This is a genomic window from Amycolatopsis sp. NPDC088138, assembly GCF_044741685.1.
Lineage (GTDB): Bacteria > Actinomycetota > Actinomycetes > Mycobacteriales > Pseudonocardiaceae > Amycolatopsis.
Map to the genome: position 1 here is coordinate 107,350 of NZ_JBIUTB010000002.1, position 20,058 is coordinate 127,407.

22 protein-coding genes are annotated in these 20,058 nt (G+C 70.1%); 10 read left to right on the plus strand and 12 right to left on the minus strand.

From position 1 onward, the window contains the following. Nucleotides 1–36: 36 nt before the first annotated feature. The 4 genes from ACIOD2_RS07970 to ACIOD2_RS07985 form a co-directional block, all read right to left on the minus strand. A complete protein-coding gene (locus ACIOD2_RS07970) occupies nt 37–852 on the minus strand; it encodes a carbohydrate ABC transporter permease (protein ID WP_400535650.1) in 816 nt (271 codons plus the stop codon). Beyond that, nucleotides 849–1,745, minus strand: a complete 897-nt coding sequence (locus ACIOD2_RS07975; protein ID WP_400535653.1) for a carbohydrate ABC transporter permease — start codon at nt 1,743–1,745, stop codon at nt 849–851. The genes ACIOD2_RS07970 and ACIOD2_RS07975 overlap by 4 nt, the downstream gene beginning before the upstream one ends. After that, nucleotides 1,742–3,028: an ABC transporter substrate-binding protein gene (locus ACIOD2_RS07980; RefSeq protein ID WP_400535656.1), complete on the minus strand. Its 1,287-nt coding sequence runs from the start codon at nt 3,026–3,028 to the stop codon at nt 1,742–1,744. Before ACIOD2_RS07980 ends, ACIOD2_RS07975 begins: the two co-directional genes overlap by 4 nt. Before the next feature lie 102 nt (nt 3,029–3,130). After that, nucleotides 3,131–4,759, minus strand: coding sequence for a long-chain fatty acid--CoA ligase (locus ACIOD2_RS07985; protein WP_400535659.1), 1,629 nt, complete (start codon nt 4,757–4,759; stop codon nt 3,131–3,133). Nucleotides 4,760–5,203: 444 nt separating this feature from the next. Here ACIOD2_RS07985 and mihF point away from each other — a divergent pair, with 444 nt between their 5' ends. Beyond that, nucleotides 5,204–5,515, plus strand: a complete 312-nt coding sequence (gene mihF / locus ACIOD2_RS07990) for an integration host factor, actinobacterial type (RefSeq protein ID WP_026468624.1) — start codon at nt 5,204–5,206, stop codon at nt 5,513–5,515. A gap of 84 nt (nt 5,516–5,599) precedes the next feature. Then, complete coding sequence (locus ACIOD2_RS07995) at nt 5,600–6,739, plus strand: isochorismate synthase MenF (RefSeq protein ID WP_400535663.1); 1,140 nt, start codon at nt 5,600–5,602, stop codon at nt 6,737–6,739. Between the two features lie 256 nt (nt 6,740–6,995). On the opposite strand, the gene ACIOD2_RS08000 is transcribed toward ACIOD2_RS07995, so the two are convergent. Beyond that, a complete protein-coding gene (locus ACIOD2_RS08000; protein ID WP_400535666.1) occupies nt 6,996–7,682 on the minus strand; it encodes a 4'-phosphopantetheinyl transferase family protein in 687 nt (228 codons plus the stop codon). A gap of 129 nt (nt 7,683–7,811) precedes the next feature. On the opposite strand from ACIOD2_RS08000, the gene ACIOD2_RS08005 reads away from it, so the two are divergent. Further along, a complete protein-coding gene (locus ACIOD2_RS08005; protein WP_400535669.1) occupies nt 7,812–8,981 on the plus strand; it encodes an acyl-CoA dehydrogenase family protein in 1,170 nt (389 codons plus the stop codon). A 64-nt stretch (nt 8,982–9,045) separates the two neighbouring features. Here the strand turns inward: ACIOD2_RS08005 and ACIOD2_RS08010 are convergent, their stop codons facing one another. From ACIOD2_RS08010 to ACIOD2_RS08025, 4 genes are read right to left on the minus strand one after another with little or no spacing between them, the layout of a single operon-like run. Next, nucleotides 9,046–9,366: a hypothetical protein gene (locus ACIOD2_RS08010; protein ID WP_400535671.1), complete on the minus strand. Its 321-nt coding sequence runs from the start codon at nt 9,364–9,366 to the stop codon at nt 9,046–9,048. A 58-nt stretch (nt 9,367–9,424) separates the two neighbouring features. Further along, entirely contained in the window at nt 9,425–10,060 is a 636-nt protein-coding gene (locus ACIOD2_RS08015; RefSeq protein WP_400537939.1) for a TetR/AcrR family transcriptional regulator, read from the minus strand. Then, nucleotides 10,057–11,586, minus strand: coding sequence for an ATP-dependent acyl-CoA ligase (locus ACIOD2_RS08020; RefSeq protein ID WP_400535673.1), 1,530 nt, complete (start codon nt 11,584–11,586; stop codon nt 10,057–10,059). The genes ACIOD2_RS08015 and ACIOD2_RS08020 overlap by 4 nt, the downstream gene beginning before the upstream one ends. Further along, entirely contained in the window at nt 11,583–12,320 is a 738-nt protein-coding gene (locus ACIOD2_RS08025; RefSeq protein WP_400535677.1) for an enoyl-CoA hydratase/isomerase family protein, read from the minus strand. The genes ACIOD2_RS08020 and ACIOD2_RS08025 overlap by 4 nt, the downstream gene beginning before the upstream one ends. Nucleotides 12,321–12,367: 47 nt before the next feature. Here ACIOD2_RS08025 and ACIOD2_RS08030 point away from each other — a divergent pair, with 47 nt between their 5' ends. Continuing rightward, complete coding sequence (locus tag ACIOD2_RS08030; protein ID WP_400535680.1) at nt 12,368–13,951, plus strand: amidohydrolase; 1,584 nt, start codon at nt 12,368–12,370, stop codon at nt 13,949–13,951. Nucleotides 13,952–13,955: 4 nt separating this feature from the next. Here ACIOD2_RS08030 and ACIOD2_RS08035 read toward each other — a convergent pair whose 3' ends face one another. Next, nucleotides 13,956–14,276 carry a hypothetical protein gene (locus tag ACIOD2_RS08035; RefSeq protein ID WP_400535683.1) on the minus strand — a complete coding sequence of 107 codons (321 nt, stop codon included), beginning with the start codon at nt 14,274–14,276 and terminating at the stop codon, nt 13,956–13,958. Between the two features lie 58 nt (nt 14,277–14,334). Between ACIOD2_RS08035 and ACIOD2_RS08040 the strand changes: the two genes are divergently transcribed. Both ACIOD2_RS08040 and ACIOD2_RS08045 read left to right on the plus strand, forming a co-directional pair. Further along, nucleotides 14,335–14,775: a GNAT family N-acetyltransferase gene (locus ACIOD2_RS08040; RefSeq protein WP_400535686.1), complete on the plus strand. Its 441-nt coding sequence runs from the start codon at nt 14,335–14,337 to the stop codon at nt 14,773–14,775. Between the two features lie 39 nt (nt 14,776–14,814). Beyond that, nucleotides 14,815–15,498 (plus strand): metal-dependent transcriptional regulator, encoded by a 684-nt coding sequence (locus tag ACIOD2_RS08045; protein WP_400535689.1) that lies wholly within the window; start codon nt 14,815–14,817, stop codon nt 15,496–15,498. A gap of 14 nt (nt 15,499–15,512) precedes the next feature. On the opposite strand, the gene ACIOD2_RS08050 is transcribed toward ACIOD2_RS08045, so the two are convergent. Then, the gene (locus ACIOD2_RS08050; protein WP_400535692.1) at nt 15,513–16,121 is read right to left on the minus strand and encodes a hypothetical protein; all 609 of its coding nucleotides are present in this window, start codon (nt 16,119–16,121) and stop codon (nt 15,513–15,515) included. 171 nt (nt 16,122–16,292) lie between these two features. Between ACIOD2_RS08050 and ACIOD2_RS08055 the strand changes: the two genes are divergently transcribed. From ACIOD2_RS08055 to ACIOD2_RS08070, 4 genes are all read left to right on the plus strand, one after another. After that, a complete protein-coding gene (locus ACIOD2_RS08055) occupies nt 16,293–17,126 on the plus strand; it encodes an LLM class flavin-dependent oxidoreductase (protein WP_400535695.1) in 834 nt (277 codons plus the stop codon). 73 nt (nt 17,127–17,199) lie between these two features. After that, a complete protein-coding gene (locus ACIOD2_RS08060; protein WP_392757548.1) occupies nt 17,200–17,544 on the plus strand; it encodes a transcriptional regulator in 345 nt (114 codons plus the stop codon). Between the two features lie 75 nt (nt 17,545–17,619). Then, nucleotides 17,620–18,678: a zinc-binding dehydrogenase gene (locus ACIOD2_RS08065; RefSeq protein WP_400535697.1), complete on the plus strand. Its 1,059-nt coding sequence runs from the start codon at nt 17,620–17,622 to the stop codon at nt 18,676–18,678. A gap of 175 nt (nt 18,679–18,853) precedes the next feature. Continuing rightward, nucleotides 18,854–19,480, plus strand: coding sequence for an alpha-ketoglutarate-dependent dioxygenase AlkB family protein (locus ACIOD2_RS08070; protein WP_400535700.1), 627 nt, complete (start codon nt 18,854–18,856; stop codon nt 19,478–19,480). On the opposite strand, the gene ACIOD2_RS08075 is transcribed toward ACIOD2_RS08070, so the two are convergent. After that, nucleotides 19,477–20,055 (minus strand): ArsR/SmtB family transcription factor, encoded by a 579-nt coding sequence (locus tag ACIOD2_RS08075; RefSeq protein WP_400535703.1) that lies wholly within the window; start codon nt 20,053–20,055, stop codon nt 19,477–19,479. The two genes, ACIOD2_RS08070 and ACIOD2_RS08075, sit on opposite strands and share 4 nt — an antisense overlap. Between the last annotated feature and the right edge of the window lie 3 nt (nt 20,056–20,058).

Genomic DNA, 20,058 nt, shown 5'->3' on the forward strand with positions numbered 1-20,058 from the left:
ACACACCGAAGTCGCTTCAGCGTCGTCGCACGTTACTCAGCCTTTCAGGCCCGATTCGGTCACCCCGCGCACCAGGTAGCGCTGCAGGAACGCGAACAGCAGCACGATCGGCAGGATCGACACCGCCGCCGCCAGGAACAGCAGGTTCAGCTGCGGGTTCTGCGCCGTCAGCAGGCCCGACAACGCCACCTGGACCGTCCACGAATCCGGGGACTGGGCGATGATCAGCGGCCACAGGAACGCGTTCCAGCTGCCGATCACCGTGATCACGGCGATCGCCGCGAAGAACCCTCGCGAGTTCGGGACGACGATGCGCCAGAAAACACCCCATCGGGTGAGGCCGTCCACCCGGCCCGCTTCCTCCAGCTCGCGCGGGAAGTCCAGGAAGTACTGCCGGAAGAGGAAGACGCTGAACGCGCTGAACAGCCCCGGGATCACCAGGCCGCGGAAGTCCGACAGCCAGCCGAGCGTCGAGACCACCACGAAGCTCGGCACGAACGTCACCGACGTCGGGATCATCAGCGTTCCCAGCACCGCGTAGAAGACCAAGCGAGAATGGCGGTACGGGATGCGCGCCAGGCCGTAGCCCGCCAGCGAGCACAGCACCAGCAGGCCGACCGTCTGCAGCACCGCCACGATCGCCGAGTTCAGCAGGCTTCGGGCGAAGGGGACGTCGTCCAGCGAGAACAGCTTGGCGAAGTTCTCCCAGTGCACTGTGGACGGGAAGAACGTCCACTGTGGAGCGGTGATCTCCGCGCGGGACGCCAGGCCGTTGCGCAGCAGCAGGTAGAACGGCAGCAGGAACAGCACTGCCGCGACGATCAGCGCCGTCCAGCGGAGGAACGCTCTCATGACGCACGTCCGAACCGGAGGACGCGACCCTGCAGGAGCGTCACCAGCGCGATGATCAGCGCCAGGATCACCGCGCCCGCGCTGCCGCGGCCGAGGTCCTGGCCGCCGGAACCCAGGGAGGTGTAATACAGGTAGACCAACGGTGGCCGGGCGAACGGCGGGTAGCCGCGGGCGTCACCCATGATGTTGTAGAACTCGTCGAACGCCTGGTACGCGTTGATCAGGTTCAACAGCAGTACCGCCACGGCCGTCGCGCGCAGCTGGGGCAGGGTCACGTAGCGGAAGACCTGCCAGCCCGGCTTCGCGCCGTCGAGCCACGCGGCCTCGTACAGGTGTATGGGGATCCGTTGCAGGGCCGCGATGAACAGGATCATGTAGAACCCGAGCTGCAGCCACAGCCGCGCCGTCACCAGGACGACCCAGTACAGCGGCGGGTGGACCGTGCCCGTCCAGGCGACCGGGTCGGCGCCGAAGAGCGCCAGCACCGAGTTCGCCAGTCCATATCGGACACCCGAGAACAGGGAAGTCTTCCAGATCAGCGACGCCACGACGTACGAGCACGCGAACGGCAGGAAGAACACCGACCGGAAGAACGCCCTCGCGAACCGCAGCTGGTTGACGCCGAGCGCCAACGCCAGTGACAGCACGAACGTCAGCGGCACGATGAACAGCGCGAACACGCTGAACGTGCCGAGACTGGACAGGAACGGCTCGTCGGTGAGCATGTGCCCGTAGTTGTCCAGCCCGACGAACTCCGTGGGCGTGACGGTGTTGCGCGCGTCGAAGAACGACAGGTACGCGCTCCAGCCGATCGGCAGGTACGCGAACACCGCCAGCCCCAGCAGGAACGGCCCGACGAACAGCCAGAACGCGCGTGCATCGCGCCGCTTCATCCGAACAGGCGCTTGAGTTCGGCCTGCGCGACCCCGACCGCCGTCTTGACCTGCGCGGCCGGGTCCGCCCCCTCCTTCGCGATCTTCGCGACGGCGTCGGACAGGGCCGTGTTCGACGGCTGCGTCCACACCGGACCGCCGACCAGGTGGCTGTTCTCCTTGACGAACTTGGCGGCGTCGGCCGCCGGGCCGGTCTTGAGACTGTCCGCGCGGTCGATCAGGCTCTGGCGCGCCGGGACGTGGAAGCCGAACTTCGTCGCGAACTCCAGCTGGTCCTGCGTCTGGTCGACCCACAGCCACTTCACGAACGCCTTCGCCTCGGCGACGTGCGCGCTCTTGGCGTTGACCATCGCGCCGTACGCGCCGACCGGCACCGACGGCGCGCCACTCGCGTCGAGCTTGGGGAAGGGCAGCACGCCGAAGTCGTCGTCGAAGGCGTCGCGGATCTTCGGCACGTTCCACAGCCCGGTCCACTGCATCGCGGCCAGGCCGTCGATGAACGCGCCGGGGTCCGACCAGTCGGCGGGCGCGCCGAGCAGCAGCGAACCGTTGGTGTTGAGCGTGTGCAGCTTGGCCAGGGCGGTCGCGGCGCGCGGGTCGTCGAAGCCGACCTCGCGGTTGCCGTTCTTCAGGTAGTCGAGGCCGGCCGACCACAGCAGCGGGCCGGTGAGCACGCCGACACCGCCGTCGTTGCCCGCGAAGAGGCCCTTCACGCCGTCCTTCGTGAGCTTCGACGCCGCGTCGATCAGCTCGTCGATGCTCTGCGGCGGCTGCACGCCGGCCGCCTGCAGCAGGCTCTTGCGGTAGAAGAGCACCTGCGTGTCGGTGGCCTGCGGGATGCCGTAGACCTTGCCCTCGACGGTCTGCGCGGCCAGCACCGCCGGGCTGAAGTCACCCTTGACCGGCCCGATGACGTCGTCGAGCGCGACGACCTGGTTCTGCCGCACCCAGTCGATCTTCACCTGGGCCTCGAAGACGTCCGGCACCTTGCTGTTCTGCAGCGCGGTGACGATCTTCGAGTCGTAGTCGCCCGGGTTCCACTGCACGGTTACGGCGGCACCGGGGTACGTCGCGGCGTAGCGCTTGACGGCTTCCTGGACGCCGTCCTCGCCGTAGGCGTGGTACCACTGCTGGAGCGCGACCTTCGGCGCGTCCGTGGGCGGCGGCCCGGCCGAGTACGCCGTCGACGGCGGCGGGTCACCCTGCCGTCCGGTGTTCGACCCGCACGCGGCGACCAGCGCCCCGACTCCCGCGAGCGCGAGAAAACTCCGCCTGTTCTGCATCCCCAGTACTCCTCCGTGAATGTCCGTGAAGGCCACCTTCAGGGACATAGAGTCCCTCAAGGTGGCCTTCACGGAACTAAAGGCACGCCGGAGATTTACCCGTTAGAGCTGTGAGATGTCGAGCTTTCCCTCGGAGTAGGACGCGCGGATCCGTTTCTTGTCGAACTTGCCGACGCTCGTCTTGGGCACTTCGTCCACGAAGGTCCAGTTTTCCGGCAGCTGCCACTTGGCGACCTTGTCGCTGAGGAACTCGCGCAGCTCCTCGGGGGTGGCGCTCTGGCCCTCCTTGAGCACGACGGCGACCAGCGGCCGCTCGTCCCACTTCTCGTCCGGGATGCCGACGACCGCGGCCTCGGCCACCGCCGGGTGACCCATGACCTGGTTCTCCAGGTCGACCGAGGAGATCCACTCGCCGCCGGACTTGATGACGTCCTTGGCGCGGTCGGTCAGCGTCAGGTAGCCGTCCGAGCTGATCTTGCCGACGTCGCCGGTGCGCAGCCAGCCGTCGTGGAACTTGTCCGGGTCGATGTCGGCTCCGCCGTAGTACGCCCCGGCGATCCACGGTCCGCGGACCTCCAGCTCGCCGACGGCTTCGTTGTCCCAGGGCAGTTCCTCACCCGAGTCGCCGATCAGCCGGGCCGTCACGGAAGCCGGGAAGCGGCCCTGCGTGTAGCGGTAGCGCCAAGCTTCGTCGCCGGTCGCGGACGCCGGCGGGCGCGCGACGCTGCCCAGCGGCGACGTCTCCGTCATGCCCCAGGCGTGCAGGATCCGGACGTTGTGCCGCTCCTCGAACGCGTGCATCAGCGACGGCGGCACCGCCGAGCCGCCGACGACGACCTCACGCAGGTGCGAGATGTCCTGCGGGTTCGACTCGAGGTGCGCGAGCAGGCCCTGCCAGACGGTCGGGACCGCGCCCGCGAACGTCGGCTCGACGTCGGCCAGCAGTGCGGCCAGCGGGGCGGGCTGGAGGAACCGGTCCGGCATCACCAGCGACGCGCCGACCATCAGTGCCGCGTACGGCAGGCCCCACGCCATCGCGTGGAACATCGGCACGATGGCCAGCGCCTTGTCGTGCTGGGCGAGGTTCATGCTGTCGCTCATGCAGACCTGCATCGAGTGCAGCCAGATCGACCGGTGCGAGTAGACGACACCCTTGGGGTCACCCGTCGTGCCCGAGGTGTAACACATCGCGGCCGCGGAGCGCTCGTCGATCTCCGGCCAGTCGAACGTGTCGGGCTGGCCGGCCAGCAGCTCGGCGTAGGAGTGCACCTGGATGCCGTCGGGCGCCTGCAGCGACGCCGCGTCGCCGTTGGCCACGATGACGTGCCGGACCGTCTTGAACTCCGGCAGCTGCTTGGCCAGCAGCGGGACGAGGGTGCCGTCGACGATGACGACCTGGTCCTCGGCGTGGTTGGCCACGAAGACCAGCTGCTCGGGGAACAGGCGGATGTTCAGGGTGTGGAGCACGGCGCCCATCGCCGGGACGGCGAGGTAGGCCGCGAGGTGCTCGGCGTTGTTCCACATGAACGTGCCGACGCGCTGGTCGCCGGTGATGCCGAGGCTCCGGAGCGCGTTCGCGAGGCGGGCGGCGTTGCGGCCGAGCTCGCCGTAGGTCTCGCGACGGGCTTCTGAACCGGTCCAGGTGACGACTTCGCTCGCCGAGTGCACCGACGTGCCGTGGCGGAGCAGGTTCGCCAGCGACAGCTGGCCGTCCTGCATGGTGCTCAACATGGTCACTCCCGGGGGTGTTCGCCGGTGAACGGGGGTTGGGCCGACTCTAGTGCGGATCGGGTGAAGCGGGCATGGTCAACAATGGCTCCGTTCGGTCACGGTCGTCGCCCGATCGCGCGACGACCGAACGGTGATCATGATCATCAATTCTTGCGGTTTTCCTGGCATATAAGGAAATGCGCGCGGTATCAGCCTGTAGTGGAGGCTGCACTTCCGGGTGAGAGAGGCCACTTGGGGCCCTCCCTGGGAGCGTTTCCGCAGGCCGGAGCGGGTTGCCCGGCATCACCTCCAGGGGTAATAAGTGCGTGTCGGTTGCACGGCGGAGAACCCGGTGGCGTTTACTGGGGCCGTGGTAAGAGACGGCTGAGCAGCGCTTGCAGCAGCAAGCACGGCAAAAAGCCGTCGGCCGCGAAAGCGGAGACCTGAGAGGAAAGGACTACTACGTTGGCTCTGCCTACGTTGACTCCGGAGCAGCGCGCCGATGCACTCGCCAAGGCGGCCGAGGCTCGCAAGGCGCGTTCGGAGCTGCTCGCGTCGATCAAGTCCGGCAAGGAGAGCATCGAAAAGGTGCTCAAGCAGGCCAAGGAGAACAAGACGATCGGGAAGACGAAGGTCACCCAGCTGCTGAAGGCCGTCCCCGGCCTCGGCGCGGTGAAGGTCGCCGCCCTGCTCGAGCAGGCCGGCATCGACCCGGACCGGCGTGCCGCCGGCCTGGGCGAGCGCCAGCGCGAGGCGCTCATCGACGCGCTCAAGTAGCCCGTCACCAGGAGCTGACCGCGAGGGGAGTGTCGCTCGTGACACTTCCCTCGCGGATCTCCCGGATCCTGGGACTCTGGAGCTGTGGAAGAACTCCCAGTTGCTGATCTGGCCGCCCGCTACCAGCGCGGCGACTTCCTGTTCACGACCGCCCAGCGCGCGCTCCTGGCGCAGGGCACCCTCCGGACCGTCACGGAGACGGATCCCCGGCGGCTCGCCTCGGTGATCCCGGGTGTGCTGGCCGAGACCGGCGCTCCGCTGGCGGTCGGCGTCCTGCCGTTCGACACCGGGCCCGACACGAAGGTGCCGGGTCACCTGGTCGTGCCGCGGACCGTCCACCGGTCCGAAGGCGCTCCTTCGCTGCCCCGCGAGGTCCTGCCCGCGCCGTCACGCGTGCGCGAAGTGCCCTCGCCCGAGCAGCACATGACTTCGGTGCGCGCCGCCGTCGACGCTCTTCGTGAGCGTGACCTGCGGAAAGCCGTCCTGGCCCGCGCGCTCGACCTCGAGTTCGCCGCGCCGGTGGCCGCCGAGAGCATCGTGCGGAACCTGGCCGTCGGCAATCCCCGGCACTTCACGTACGCGGCCGAGCTGCCCGGCGGCCGGACGCTCGTCGGCGCCACGCCGGAGCTGCTGCTGCGCCGCACCGGCCTGACGGTGTTCTCCAGCCCGCACGCCGGTTCGATGCCGCGCTCGGCCGACCCGGCGACCGACCGCGCCAACGGCGAGGCGCTGCGGACGTCCCGCAAGGACCAGCTGGAACACGCCGTGGTGATCGACTACCTCGTCGAGGCGCTGCGGCCGTTCTGCCGGACCCTGGAGGTCCCCGCCGAGCCGGAGCTGGTGACGACGCCGGCCATCTGGCACCTGCGCACGCCGATCACCGGCGAGCTGGCCGACCCGGACGTCACCGCGCTCGACCTCGCGGCGGCCCTGCATCCGACCCCGGCGATCTGCGGCACCCCGACCGACGGCGCGCGCGACCTGGTCCAGGAGCTGGAGCCGTTCGACCGCGACTACTACGCGGGCGCGGTCGGCTGGGTCGACGCCACGGGCGACGGCGAGTGGGCGGTGGCCATCCGCTGCGCCGAGATCGCGTCGACGTCGATGCGGCTCTACGCGGGGGGCGGCATCGTGCCGGCGTCGGACCCGCGCGCGGAACTGGACGAGACGACGGCGAAGTTCCGAACCCTGCTGACGGCGATGGGCCTGGAAGACAGCCTCTGACTCAGCTTGGCGGCACGGGACCGGCTTCCGGCCGGCGCTTGCCCGGTCTGGAGGGTCCGGTCCGCGGCTTGGAGCATGCGCCGGTGCGCGGCCGGGTCGGCCTGCATGCCACCCGGCTCCACGAGGCGAGGGTCTCGACCAAGTCGGTCGGGCTCAGCTGCTCACGGGCGATGTCGAGTGCAGCAGGGCCGACCGGATGGCGGACGGCGAGGTGCTCGGACCGAACTCCGGCAAAGGTCACTGCTCCGGGTCTTCGTCAGGGGACCCAGTGTTCCTCGGTCACCGACAGTTCGTCGGTGGTCAGCACCGCAATGGCCGCCCGGTAGCCGTCCGCGGCTTTGAGGTCTGTCAGGCGAGTGCGGGCCGGGTCCAAAGCCGGGTCGCCCGACGTGATCAGGCGGGCCGGCTCGTCGTAGCGGGAGAACGTGATGCTCTGCAGCGGGATCTTCAGGCCCTTGCCCGTGGCCTTCATCACCGCTTCCTTGCGCGTCCAGTAGACGAAGAACGCCGCGGCCTTCTCCTCGGGCGGCAGGCCCGCCAGGTGTGCTGCCTCGGCCGGGCTCAGGGCGTACTCGATGAGGCCGTCGTCCGCGCGACGGGTGGCCGTCTCGACGTCGAGGCCGACCGGGACCGCCGGGGTGGCCGCGAGGCCGATCAGGTCGCCCGAGTGTGAGATGGACAACGTCAGGTCCGCGCCCGGGATCCGTGGCCTGCCGTGCGGTTTGCCGCAGTCTTCGCAGGTCGCGTCGAACTTCACCGACTCCAGCGGGACGCCGAGGCGCTCGGCCGTGACCGTCTTCGCCAGGACGCGGCCGGTGAGGAAGCGGCGCTTGTCCGCGTCCTGCCGGTACGCCGCGAACCGGCCCTGTTCGACGTCGTCGAGCAGGCGCAGGAACTGCGGCTCGGCGGGCAGGGGCGCTGACCAGCGGACGACGATCTCCATCACACCCCCGATCCTCCCGGGCGCCGCAGCGCTTGTCACGAATTAGGGGACAGGACTGGGGTAATCCCGCTCTCAGGAGGTACCCTCGGACTAAGCGGTCGCTTAGCCAGTGTCGGAGGAGCAGCTCGGATGGATTTCTCACTCAGCACCGAAGAACGTGAAGTGCGCGACTGGGTCCGCACGTTCGTCCAGCGGGAGCTGATCCCGCTCGAGCAGGAAGTCCTGCGCCGCGAGCGAGCGCACCAGCCCGGCCTCACCGGCGAGGAGCTGAGGGACCTCCAGCTGAAGGCCAAGGAGTCCGGCTTCTGGGGCGTGTTCACGCCCGAGGAGTACGGCGGCATGGGCCTGTCCGCCGTGATGGCCGCGCTGCTGGAGGCCGAGCTCGGCCGCACCTTCGTGCCGTTCCGCTTCGGTGGCGCCGCGGACAACATCCTGTTCCACGCCAACGAAGAACAGAAGCAGACCTACCTGCTGCCGACCATCTCGGGCGAGCGCAAGTCCTGCTTCGCGATCACCGAGCCGGGCGCCGGGTCGGACGCCAAGGCCATCCGGACCACCGCCCGCAAGGACGGCACCGACTGGGTCATCAACGGCGAGAAGACCTTCATCACCGGTGGCAACGAGGCCGACTTCACCATGGTCTTCGCCATCACCGACCCCGAAAAGGGCGCGAACGGCGGTGTCACGTGCTTCCTGGTCGACCGCGAGGCCGGCTGGAAGTCCGAGTACATCGACACCATGGGCGAGTGGGGCCCGGCGTCGCTGATCTTCCAGGACGTCCGTGTCCCGGAGACGCAGATCCTCGGTGAGGAAGGCCGCGGCTTCGAGCTCGCCATGCAGTGGATCGGCCAGGGCCGCTACCTGCTGCCGGCACGCGCGATCGGTTCGTGCGAGCGGCTGATCTCCATGGCCATCGAACACGCCAACACCCGCGAGACGTTCGGGCAGAAGATCGCCGAGCGGCAGGCCATCCAGTGGATGATCGCCGACTCCGGCGTCGAGCTCGAAGCCCTGCGCTGGCTGGTGCTCAACGCCGCCTGGCAGGTCGACCAGGGTGTCGACTCGCGGCACGCGCAGTCGATGGCGAAGCTGTACGGCGGCCAGAAGGCCAACGAAATCGTCGACCGCGTGCTGCAGATCCACGGTGGCATGGGGTACACGCGCGAGCTGCCGGTCGAGCGCTGGTACCGCGAGCTGCGGCTGCTGCGCATCTACGAGGGCACCGACGAGATCCAGCGCCGCACGATCGCGCGCAACCTGCTCAAGGGGCACGTGAAGGTCGGCGGCGTGCTCGGCTGAGGACCCCCGGACGCAGTCGAGGCCGCCTCCCGGATCTTCGGGAGGCGGCCTCGCGGCGTCGGTGCTACTTCTTGTTGCGGATGGCGATCGGTACGCCGGCCAGGTCCTCTTCGTTGCACAGCAGCTTCACGTCGTAGTACGGCGAACCCTGGCGGTCGTCGTAGTCGAGGTGGATGGCCAGGACGTCGAGGGGCTCGCCCAGCCACTCCTGCGCCTGCCGTAGCCACTTGGAGCACCGCTCCAGGGCGGTGGGGAGATCGTCATCGCGGAACTCGACCGGGCGGTAGGGTACGTCCTGCACCTGATCGCGGGGGCTTGCCGGCGTCGGGAGGCCCGGCGCGAGACCCGAGTCGTCCAGTTCCAGTTGGATCGTTTCCTCAGTCACCCTTCGAGCGTCCCCCACGCGCGCCGTCTGAGCAAGGCGTACACAGGTAAAAGCGGTGCTAAACGGACAGCCCCCACTCTTTCGCGACGATTTCCCGGCACCGTGCGAGGTTGCTTACACCGGGCGATGACGTGCAGCCCAGCGCCCGTGACGCCAGCTCCGCGTAGTGCTCGGCGAGCTGGTCCAGCGCCAGCGGGCCGCGCGGCGAATACCACCGCGCGACGCCACTGCACATCTCCAGCAATGCCAGCCGCGTCACCGCCGGGTGTTCGGTGTGGAACACCCCGGCCGCCACACCTTCGTCGATGGCCGTGGCCCAAAGCCGTTCGTAACCGTCGCGCAGGGCGACGACCGGTTCGCGCGCGGCCGGGGACAGGACGTCGACTTCGTTGTCCACCACGCGGGTTTCCGCCGGGCCGACCGCGTGCGCGAGCACGTGCAACGCGACGAGCGTGCGCAACCGATGCACCGGATCGGGGCTGCCGGCGGTCGCTTCGCGGGCGGCGTCGAGGAGGCGGGTCAGCGCGGTGTGCATGATTTCCGCGAGCAGATCCTCCTTGGTACCCATGTAGTGGTAGAGACTCGCCGACGAGAGTTCCGCCTCCTGGGCCAGATCCCGGATGCCGGTGCCGTGGAACCCCTTGGTGGCGAACAGCTTCACCGCCGCCGCGCGCACCCGGTCGCGACTGCTCACAGCCATGCTTCCGCCTTCGTGTCCCACGCGCCGGCGCGCAGGTCGGCCACCTTGCGCAGCTCGCCCTTCGCGACGCGCTCCGACGGCGTCAGCGGCAGCTCGTCGGCGAACGCCCAGAACCGGGGAACCTTGAAGTAGGCCAGTTTCCCGGTGCAGAAAGCGGCCAGCGCGGCCGGTTCCGGACGTTCGCCGTCACACACGACGTACGCCTTGATCTCCTCGCCGCGCAGCTCGTCCGGCACCGCGATCACGGCCGCGAGCCGCACCGCCGGGTGCAGCAGCAGCGCGCGCTCGACCTCGTCGGCGGAGACGTTCTCGCCGCTGCGGCGGATCATGTCCTTCGTGCGGCCGACGTAGTAGACGCGGCCCGCGTCGTCCATCCTGGCGAGGTCGCCGGTGCAGAACCAGCCGTTCTTGAACGCCTTCGCCGTCGCCTCCGGATCCTCGTGGTAGCCGTGCATCAGGCCGATCCCGCGGATCAGCAGCTGCCCGGTTTCCCCGCGCGGCAACGGCTTCCCGTCGTCGCCGGCGATCATCACCTCGCGGTCGCGGCTCGGCCGGCCGATGCAGCCGGTGCCGACGGTCTCGTCGTGGTCGGTGGCCCCCACCCGGATGTCGCCGCCCGTCTCGGTCATCCCGAACGCCTCGAACCACGGCACACCCCAGCGCCGCTCGAGCTCGGCGTGCAGGTCGTGCGGGATCGCGGACGCGCAGATCGCGCGGACCTTGTGGTCGCGGTCGGCCTCCGATGGCTCCTGGCGCAGCAGCAGCGTCGGCATCAGGCCCAGGCAGTAGAACCACGTGACGCCGTGCTCGCGGACCTTCGCCCAGAACGTGCTGGGGTGGAACCGGTCCAGCACGACGAGCGTGGCGCCGCCGGCCAGGCCCAGCGCGACGTTCCACTGTGGATCGATGTAGTGGAACGGCTGCGCGGTGAGGATGACGTCGTCCTCGCCGACGGCGGGGAAGTCGGTGGCGAGGCTGACGGCCAGCGTCGTCCAGTAGCGGTTCGGCAGCACGCAACCCTTGGGGGCCCCGGTGGTGCCCGAGGTGTACTGGATGTTGACCGGCGTTTCCGGCACCGGTGTGAAAGCGGCACTTTCACGTGAAAGTGCCGTTTGGAGCGCTTCGGGGGTGATGACCTCGGCCAGGCTGATCCGGTCGAGCAGCTCGGTGAACTCAGGTGCTGCGACGACCAGCTTCGCGCCGGAGTGGCGGAGGACGTGGGCGCCGTCGAACTCGCGGTAGTTCGTGTTGATCGGCACCAGGAGGGCGCCGATCTTGGCCAGGCCGAGCCAGATCAGCGGGAAGGCGGGCTGGTTGCGCAGCATCACGGCGACCCGGTCGCCCTGACCGATGCCGCGTTCGGTCAGGGCGGCGGCGATGCGCGACGTTTCGGCGTCCACCTGAGCGAAGGTGAACCGCTCGCCGGTTTCGTCGAAGATCCAGGCCGTGCGCCGCGGCCACAGTTCGGCGGCGCGCGTGACGAGCTGGGCGAGCGTCCCGATCTCGGCCAGGGGCGTCACGTCCGGCTCCGGAAGGCCTCCGTGGACGCGGCGACCGCGGCCGAGTGTTCGGTGATCAGCGCGTGGCTGACTTCGAGCTCCAGCGCGGGCTCGACGTCGATCGGGGTGTCGAGCACGCGCTTCGCCATCGCCGCGGCGGCCGGCGGGTGCTCGGCGATCCGCTTCGCCCAGCTCAGCGCCTCGGCCTGGAGCTGCTCGGCGGGCACGGCCGCGTTGACCATGCCCAGCTCCGCGGCCTTGCGGCCGTCGAAGCGCTCGCCGAGCAGCAGCAGTTCCTTCGCCTTGAGCGGGCCGACGAGCAGCGGCAGCAGTCGCGACGCCGCACCGGTGACGCTCAGGCCCAGCGAGACCTCCGGGAAGGCGAACACCGCGTCCTCGGCCGCGAGGATCAGGTCGCAGCCGAGCGCGAACTCGGCACCCGCGCCGATCGCGTAACCGTGCACTGCGGCGATCACCGGCTGCCGCAGCGCGCGCAGCCGCCGCGTGACGTCCTGGAGCCGGTCGAGGCGCGCCCGCGAATCACCCGCGGGGGTGGGTTCCTTGAGATCGTGACCGGCGCAGAAGGCCCGGCCTTCGCCGGACAGCACGACGACACGCGCGTCGCTGCGGGCGGCGGCGTCGAGAGCGGTGAGGAAGTCGTCGACCAGCACGGCGGCGACCGCGTTCAGCCGCTCGGGCCGGTTGAGCCGGATCTGCGCGATGCCGTCCTCGACGGCGAACTCCACGGTGGGCATGAGGCCGATGCTAGACGTTCGATCGATCGATCGATAGCCTCTGAAAGATGCGGGTCGATGCGGTCTACGAAAACGCCCTCGTCTGGACGGGCACGGGCTTGACCAGCGCACTCGCCGTGCTGCACGGCCGGGTCGTCGCGCTGGGGGAGGACGCTCTCGGGGTGTCCGCGCGCAGCCGCGTTGACCTCGGCGGCGGGTTCGTCGTGCCGGGCTTCCACGACGCGCACAACCACATGGCGTGGTTCGGGATGGCGCTCGACGACGTCCCGCTCAGCGGCTGCCGCAGCGTCGAGGAGGTCTACGACGCCGTCGCCGCGCGGGCCGCGTCGCTGCCTCCCGGCAGCTGGGTGATCGGGAGCGGGTACGACCAGAACAAGCTCGCCGGCGGGCACCCGGACCGGCACGGCCTGGACCGCGCGGCGCCCGGGATGCTGGTGCGGCTGAAGCACACGTCCGGGCACATGACCGTGGTCAACTCGGCCGTGCTCGACCAGCTGGACCTGGACAACGTGCCGGTCGGCGGCGACGTCGTGCACGCCGACGGCTCGCCCACCGGCCTGCTGCGCGAGCAGGCCCAGCTGCTGCTGCGGCCGCTGACCTACCCGACGCCGGTGGAGCAGGTCGTCCGCGGCCTGGACAGGGCTTCGGAGCGGTACCTGTCCGAAGGCATCACGAGCGTCCAGGAGGCCGGGATCGGCGGCGGGCTGGTCGGCGAGACACCCGCCGAACTGGCCGCCTACCAGGTCGCGCGCGACCGCGGGGTGCTGCGCGTGCGCAGCACGGTGATGGTCGCGGCGAGCGTGCTGCACGACCTGCCCGACGGCGCCGGGTTCGGCCTCGACCTCGGCCTGCGCACCGGCCTCGGCGACGAGTGGCTGCGCGTCGGCCCGATGAAGCTGTTCGCCGACGGTTCGCTGGTCGGGCGCACCTGCGCGATGCACGAACCGTTCGACGGCGAGCCGGACAACCGCGGCTACTTCCAGGTGCCCGAGGACGAGATCGCCCGCACGATCCGGCGCGCCCACGACGCCGGCTGGCAGATCGCGACGCACGCGATCGGCGACCGCGCGATCACCGTTGTCCTCGATGCGTACGAAGCCGCGTTGAAGGCTTCGCCGCGCGCGGACCACCGGCACCGCATCGAGCACTGCGCGGTGCTTCAGCCCGCGGAGCTGACCAGGCTCGCGTCGCTGGGGTTGCTCGCCTCGCCGCAGGGCCGGTTCGTCAACGAGCTCGGCGACGGGATGCGCGCCGCGCTCGGTGAGGCCCGCGTGCCGTGGTGCTACCGGCTGCGCAGTGTCCTCGACGCGGGCTGCGTGCTCCCGGCGTCGTCGGACCGCCCGGTGGTCGACGGCCACCCGCTGCTCGCCCTCGCGGACATGGTGCGCCGGCGCACGGCGTCCGGCGCGCCCTTCGCACCCGAAGAGGCGTTGACGCCGGAGCAGGCCTTGCGCGCGTACACGTACGGCTCGGCCTACGCGACCTTCGCCGAGCAGGACCTGGGCACGCTCGAACCCGGGAAGCTCGCCGACTTCGCCGTGCTCTCCGGCTCCCCGCTCGAGGAGTCCGCTTTGGACGACCTGCGCGTGCAAGCCACCGCCGTCGGCGGCGAACTGCGTTACCAGGCCTGATGTCTCACTTCGCCCGGATGAACTCGAGTGCCTCCTTCGCCAGGGCGGGCCACGGCTGCGGCGAGTCCGCCGCCAGGGCCAGCCATTCCTTCATCGGGGTGCCCTTGTTCGCGTCGAAGCGCACCCCGTGCCCGCCCTCGACCAGCTCGTCCACGCGTGCTTTCGGCAGCTTCAGCACGAGCTGCCCGCGGACGAACATCACGAAGATCCGGCCGTCCGCGCGCAGGGCGCCGCGCCCGAACCCGCCGGTCGCGCCGGGTGGCGTGATGCCCGGCTGTCCGGTGAACTCGTCGACCAGGTCCTCGAATTTCTCCTCCGGTGACATCGACCACCTCCTCCGCGCTCGACCCTAACGACCACCACCGACAGAAACGGGAGGCGAAATGCCCGTCCGCGACGCCGTCGCCGAAGACATCGAAGAGATCTGCACGCTCATCGAGGAGCACGCGGTCTACGAGGACAAGCACGACCTCAAGCTGGACCGCGCCGAGATGAGCGGGCACCTGTTCGGGCCGGGACCGAAGGCCTGGGTGCTGATCGCCACCCCGCCCGACGAGCCCGGCACGGTCGCCGGCTTCGCCTTCTGCAGCTGGAACTTCTCGACCTGGGAGGCCAAGCCGGGGATCTGGCTGGACGACCTGTTCGTGCGTCCCGCGCACCGGCGCCACGGCCTCGGCGGCGCCCTGCTCGACGAGCTGGCCCGCCGCACCGGCGGGCGCGTCGAGTGGGACATGCAGGCGGGCAACGAGAAAGGCGAGGCGTTCTACGCCCAGCTCGGCGCGGAACCCGTGCCCGGCTGGATCCGCTACCGCTGGCGGCCGTGACTTTCACGAGAAAGTAGGCCGCCCCGTATCGTATGCGGCATGGGAGATGGTTCGGTCCGGAGGTCCTCGTCGGTCGAGGACTACGTCCGGGTGATCTACGGCCTGGTCGAGCGGGGTGAGGCGGTCACGAACACCTCCCTCGCCGGACGGCTGGAGGTCAGTCCGTCCTCGGCGTCGGGGATGGTCACGAAGCTGTCCCAGCTCGGCCTGGTCACCCACGTGCCGTACCGCGGGATCGAGCTGACGGCCGACGGCAGGCTGCTCGCGCGCTCGGTGCTGCGCCGCCACCGGCTGATCGAGACGTACCTGGTCTCCGAGCTCGGCTACACCTGGGACGAGGTCCATTCCGAGGCGGACGCGCTGGAGCACGCGGTGTCGGACAGGCTGGTCGAGCGCATCGCGGCCAAGCTCGGCAACCCGGTCCGCGACCCCCACGGCGACCCGATCCCGGCCGCGGACGGCAGCGTCGAGGAACTGTCGGTCCGCATCCTGGACGACCTCGAGCCGGGCGCGGTCGGCGAGATCGTCCGGGTCTGGGACACGGACCCGGAGCTGCTGCGGTACCTGACGGAACACGCGATCAACCTGGGCGAACGCATCGAGGTCGTGGAGCGCCAGCCGTTCGGCGGGCCGATGGTGGTCAAGGTGGGGTCACCGCCGGAGGTGGCGACCCATGCGATCGGCAAGGAGATCGCGCAGGCCTTGTCGGTCACGCTGCGTTAGAGCGTCTGCTCACTTCAGTACGACCATTCCCAGCCGTGCGCACCCGGGCCGAACATCCCGGAGCCATCGGTCAGCTGAACCGTGCCGCTCTTCGCGGTCGTGCCGATCGCGATCTGGCCGGTGTAGGTGCGATTGGGTGCGTACGCCGAGGGCAGATCCTTCGGCATGATGCACATGTCGGTCTCTGCCTGATTGGTGACACCGTCGCTGCCCGTGGTCGAAAAGGCGTACGGATTGATCAGACCGGGCAGCACGCTGAACGCGCTGACGCCCTTGTCCACGTCGTGGTCGGTGTAAGTCTTGACGGTCACGTCCAAGAGCAGGGTGTGCTTGCCCGCCTCTCGCGAGGAGTATGGGCTGCATTTCGGATCAAGGGCGATCTTCGTGATCCAGAAGTCGACGGCATCGCTCCCGTCGGTGTTCGTGATGCCCGCCTTTTCGCCGACCTTCTTCGCGATGTAAGCGGGCGCTGCGGAAGTCGGGGCAGGCGACGACTGCGCAACGCTGGCAGGAGCCGCCGCGGCTGCGGACGTGGCAGCCGGAACCGGAGCTTGGTTGCCGCAAGCCGTCAGGCTGATGGCAGCAACAGCGGCTGCTGCGCCGAGGATGGTGTGCTTGATCATGTTGGAGCCCCTCGATGTGTTGTGATCAAGAGTCGCGGGCTGCGGCAGGGGTGTTACGTCGCGTATGCACGCGTTCGCCCGGCTGAGCACGCCTGACGTCGGGGCGCGTACGCCCGGGTGACGTCCTGGAGCGGATGTGGTTACACGCTCCCGCCGCCGACCATGGGCCGCATGACCTCTCACTTCCGCTTCGGCCTGGTCGCCGGTTACTCGCCGGATCTGGCCGCCTGGACCGCTCAAGCCAGGCGGGTCGAGGACCTCGGCTTCGACACCCTGCTCGCCACCGATCCTGTCGCCGGGGCCGACCCGTTCGTGCTGCTCGGGGCGGCCGCCGCGGTCACCGGGCGGATCACGCTCGGTACCTACGTGCTCGCCGATCCGTTCCGGGACGCGCGGGCGCTCGACTGGCAGGCGCAGACCCTGCACCGGCAGACCGGCGGCCGGTTCGAGCTCGGGCTCGGCGCCGGGCGGCCGGACGCCGGCGCGCACGCCGCCACGCTCGGGCGGGCGTTCCCCTCGCCGGGTGAGCGCGTCACACGGATGGCGGAAACGATCGCGCACCTCAAACGATCGATCGACCGCCCTCGGCTGCTGCTCTCCGCCAGCGGGCCGAAAATGCTGGCGCTCGCCGCGCAAGAAGCCGACATCGTCACCTTCTCCTGGCACCCGGCGACCACCGAGGACCAGGCCCAGTCCATTGTGGATCGATTCCGAGGGCTCGCCGGGCCGCGGCTGCCGGAGATCGAGCTGGGGGTGAATCTGATCGCCGTCGGCGAGGAGCCTTCGCCGCAGGTCGCGCGGTTCGCCGGGCGCGACGTCCCAGAGCTCCTAGCAGCAGGCGCTGTCACCGTGCTGCCGTCGGATCCGGGACGTGCCAGGGAAAAGCTCCGCCGCTGGCGGGACCGGTGGGGGATTTCCTACGTCACCGTCAACTCCGGCTACGCGGAACCCTTCGCCGCGATCGCGGACCACATCAGGGCTTCCGGGGCGTTCGCAGGTGGGTGAGTGGTCTTCCGATCTTGCCGAGGCGGGCCTACGCTCCAATTTTCCGTATTCGGGAGTGCTTCGGAGCGATGTGATGACCGGTCAGCGAACACACACGATCGACCGGGGGGAACTGGCGGAACTCGACCGGCTGCTGGCCGCCGGCCCCTTCGCGGTGGCACTGCGCGCGGCGATCCGGGTGCGCGGCCTCGGCCTCGACCGGATCCGCTATCGCTTGCGCGGCAGGGGAACCACGGTCAGCCTGGCCACCCTCAGCCACTGGCAGTCCGGGCGGTGCCGTCCCGAGCGGGCGGAATCGTTGGAGGCGCTGAGAAACCTCGAGGACATCCTGAACGTGCCCGACGGCTCGCTCAGCAAGCTCCTCGGACCACCGCGGGTGCGCACGCGCTTCCACCCGCACCCGCCGCCGCTCAACTGAGCGAACTTCCCTTGCGGGCGCTCAGGTGAGCGGATTTTCGGCGGTACCGCTCAGGTGAGCGGCTAGGCTCGCGGCATGCGAGCTGTGGTCATGGAGGAGTTCGGCGTACCGCCCGTCGTCCGGGAGGTGCCGGAACCGGTTGCGCCGCCCGGCGGGGCCGTCATCGAGGTCGACGCCACCGGCGTGTGCCGCAGCGACTGGCACACGTGGCAGGGGCACGACAGCGCGGTGACCCTGCCGCACGTCGCCGGCCACGAGCTCGCCGGCCGCGTCGTCGCGCTCGGCGAGGGCGTGCGCGGCTGGGCGCTCGGCGCGCGCGTCACCGTGCCGTTCGTCTGCGCCTGCGGCACGTGCGCCCAGTGCGCCCGCGGTGACCAGCAGATCTGCGACCGCGAGTTCCAGCCGGGCGCGACGCACTGGGGGTCGTTCGCCGAGCGCGTCGCGATCGGGCACGCCGAGGTCAACCTGGTCGCGCTGCCGGACTCGCTCGGTGCGGCCGAGGCGGCCGCGCTCGGCTGCCGGTTCGGCACGGCGTTCCGCGGGGTGCTGCGGCAGGGCCGGATCACCGCCGGGCAGTGGGTGTCGGTGTACGGCTGCGGCGGGGTCGGGATCTCCGCGGTCCTGCTGGCCGTCGCGGCCGGGGCGAAGGTGGTCGCGGTCGACGTCTCGCCGGCCGCGCTGGAGCTCGCGGCCAAGTCGGGGGCGGCGCTGACGGTCGACTCCTCGGCGTTCGACGGCCCGGAAGCCGTCGCCGCGCACGTGCGCGAGCTGACCGGCGGCGGCACGCACGTCTCGCTCGACTGCCTCGGCTCGCCGTCGACCTGCGCGGCCTCGGTGGGCAGCCTCCGCAAGCGCGGGCGGCACGTCCAGGCCGGGCTGATGCCGCCGGCGCAGGGTGTCGCGCCGATCCCGATGCACCGCGTCATCGGCGGCGAGCTGGAGCTGGTCGGGATCCACGGCCTGCAGGCCCGCGAGTACCCGGAGCTGCTGCGCGTCGTCGAGACGTCCGGGATCGACCTGGCCGCGCTGATCGGCGCCCGGATCGGGCTCGACGACGTCCCGGCCGCGCTGGCCGCGATGAACGATCCGGTGCCGGCGCGGGCGGGCGTCACCGTGGTCACGTTCGGTGAGTGATCGGCGGCGCCGTGGTCAAGTGATCGGTTCGTAGCTGATCCACGCTGGCATGTGACATTCAGGTGTGAGAATGTCCAATCGTGGCGGTCCAGTGCGAGGGGATTCGGCCGCAGGAGCGCCCCGTCGTTCCGCTGGGACGTCTCCTGCGGCTTTTTGCAGTGGCACAATCGACGTAGTGGACGCCCTTCTGCCGCGCCCCCGGGCCGAGCTCGCACCCGGTGCGGTGCACCTGCCCGACTGGCTCGACTTCGACGCGCAGCGCGAGCTCGTCGCGGCCTGCCGCGGGTGGTCCGGTTACCACCACACGCGGCTGCCGAACGGCGGCGTGATGTCGGTGAAGTCCGTCTGCCTCGGCTGGCACTGGTACGCCTACGGCTACTCGCGCACGACCGGCGAGGGCACGCCGGTGCTGCCGTTCCCCGGCTGGCTCGGCGACCTCGGCCGCCGCGCGCTGGCGGACGCGTACGGCGACCCGGCCGGCGGTTACGCGCCGGACATCGCGCTGGTCAACTTCTACGACGCCGCCGCGAAGATGGGCCTGCACCAGGACAAGGACGAGCGGAGCCTGGATCCGGTGGTGTCGCTCAGCCTCGGTGACACGTGCGTCTTCCGCTTCGGCAACACGGAGACCCGCGGCCGCCCGTACACCGACGTCGAGCTGCAGTCGGGTGACCTGTTCGTCTTCGGCGGCCCGTCGCGGCTGGCGTACCACGGGGTGCCGAAGACGCTGCCGGGCACGGCGGACCCGGCGCTGGGGCTGACCGGACGGCTGAACATCACGCTGCGCGTGTCCGGCCTCTAGTCCTCAGTGGACTCCGCCTCCGGCACCACGACCAGCCGGACGGCCATCGCGCGCGAGCCGGCCGGGTGCTTTCCCGGCTCGGTGACGTACTTCCAGACCAGGTTCTGGTACTCCTCGACGAACGACGCGACCTGGTCCTTCGTCAGGTGCAGGCCGGAGCGGTAGATCTGGTTCCAGCCCGCCGAACTGTCGTACCCGGCGTACGCCCGCGTCACCAGCCCCAGGTCGTGGCTCATCTTGAGCGCGCCGAGCTTGAGCGCCGCCTCACGTTCGTCGGGGGTCAGCTCCAGGCCCGGTGGGGTGTAGATGTCCTTCATCAGCGACGTCCACCAGCGTTCACGCCCGGTGGAGCGCTCCTCGATCTCCGCGATCAGCTCCAGGTCGGCGAGCTTGCGGAGGTGGTAGCTGGTCGTACCGGTGCTCTCGCCGAGGGCCTTCGCGACGCTCGTCGAGTTCGCTTCGCCGTGTTCGCCCAGGTAGGACAGGATGTCGCGGCGCACCGGGTTGGCCAGGGCCTTGGAGAAGGCCTTGAGATCCGCGCCGGTGAGGACGCGCCGTTCGGGACGTTCGACCATGGC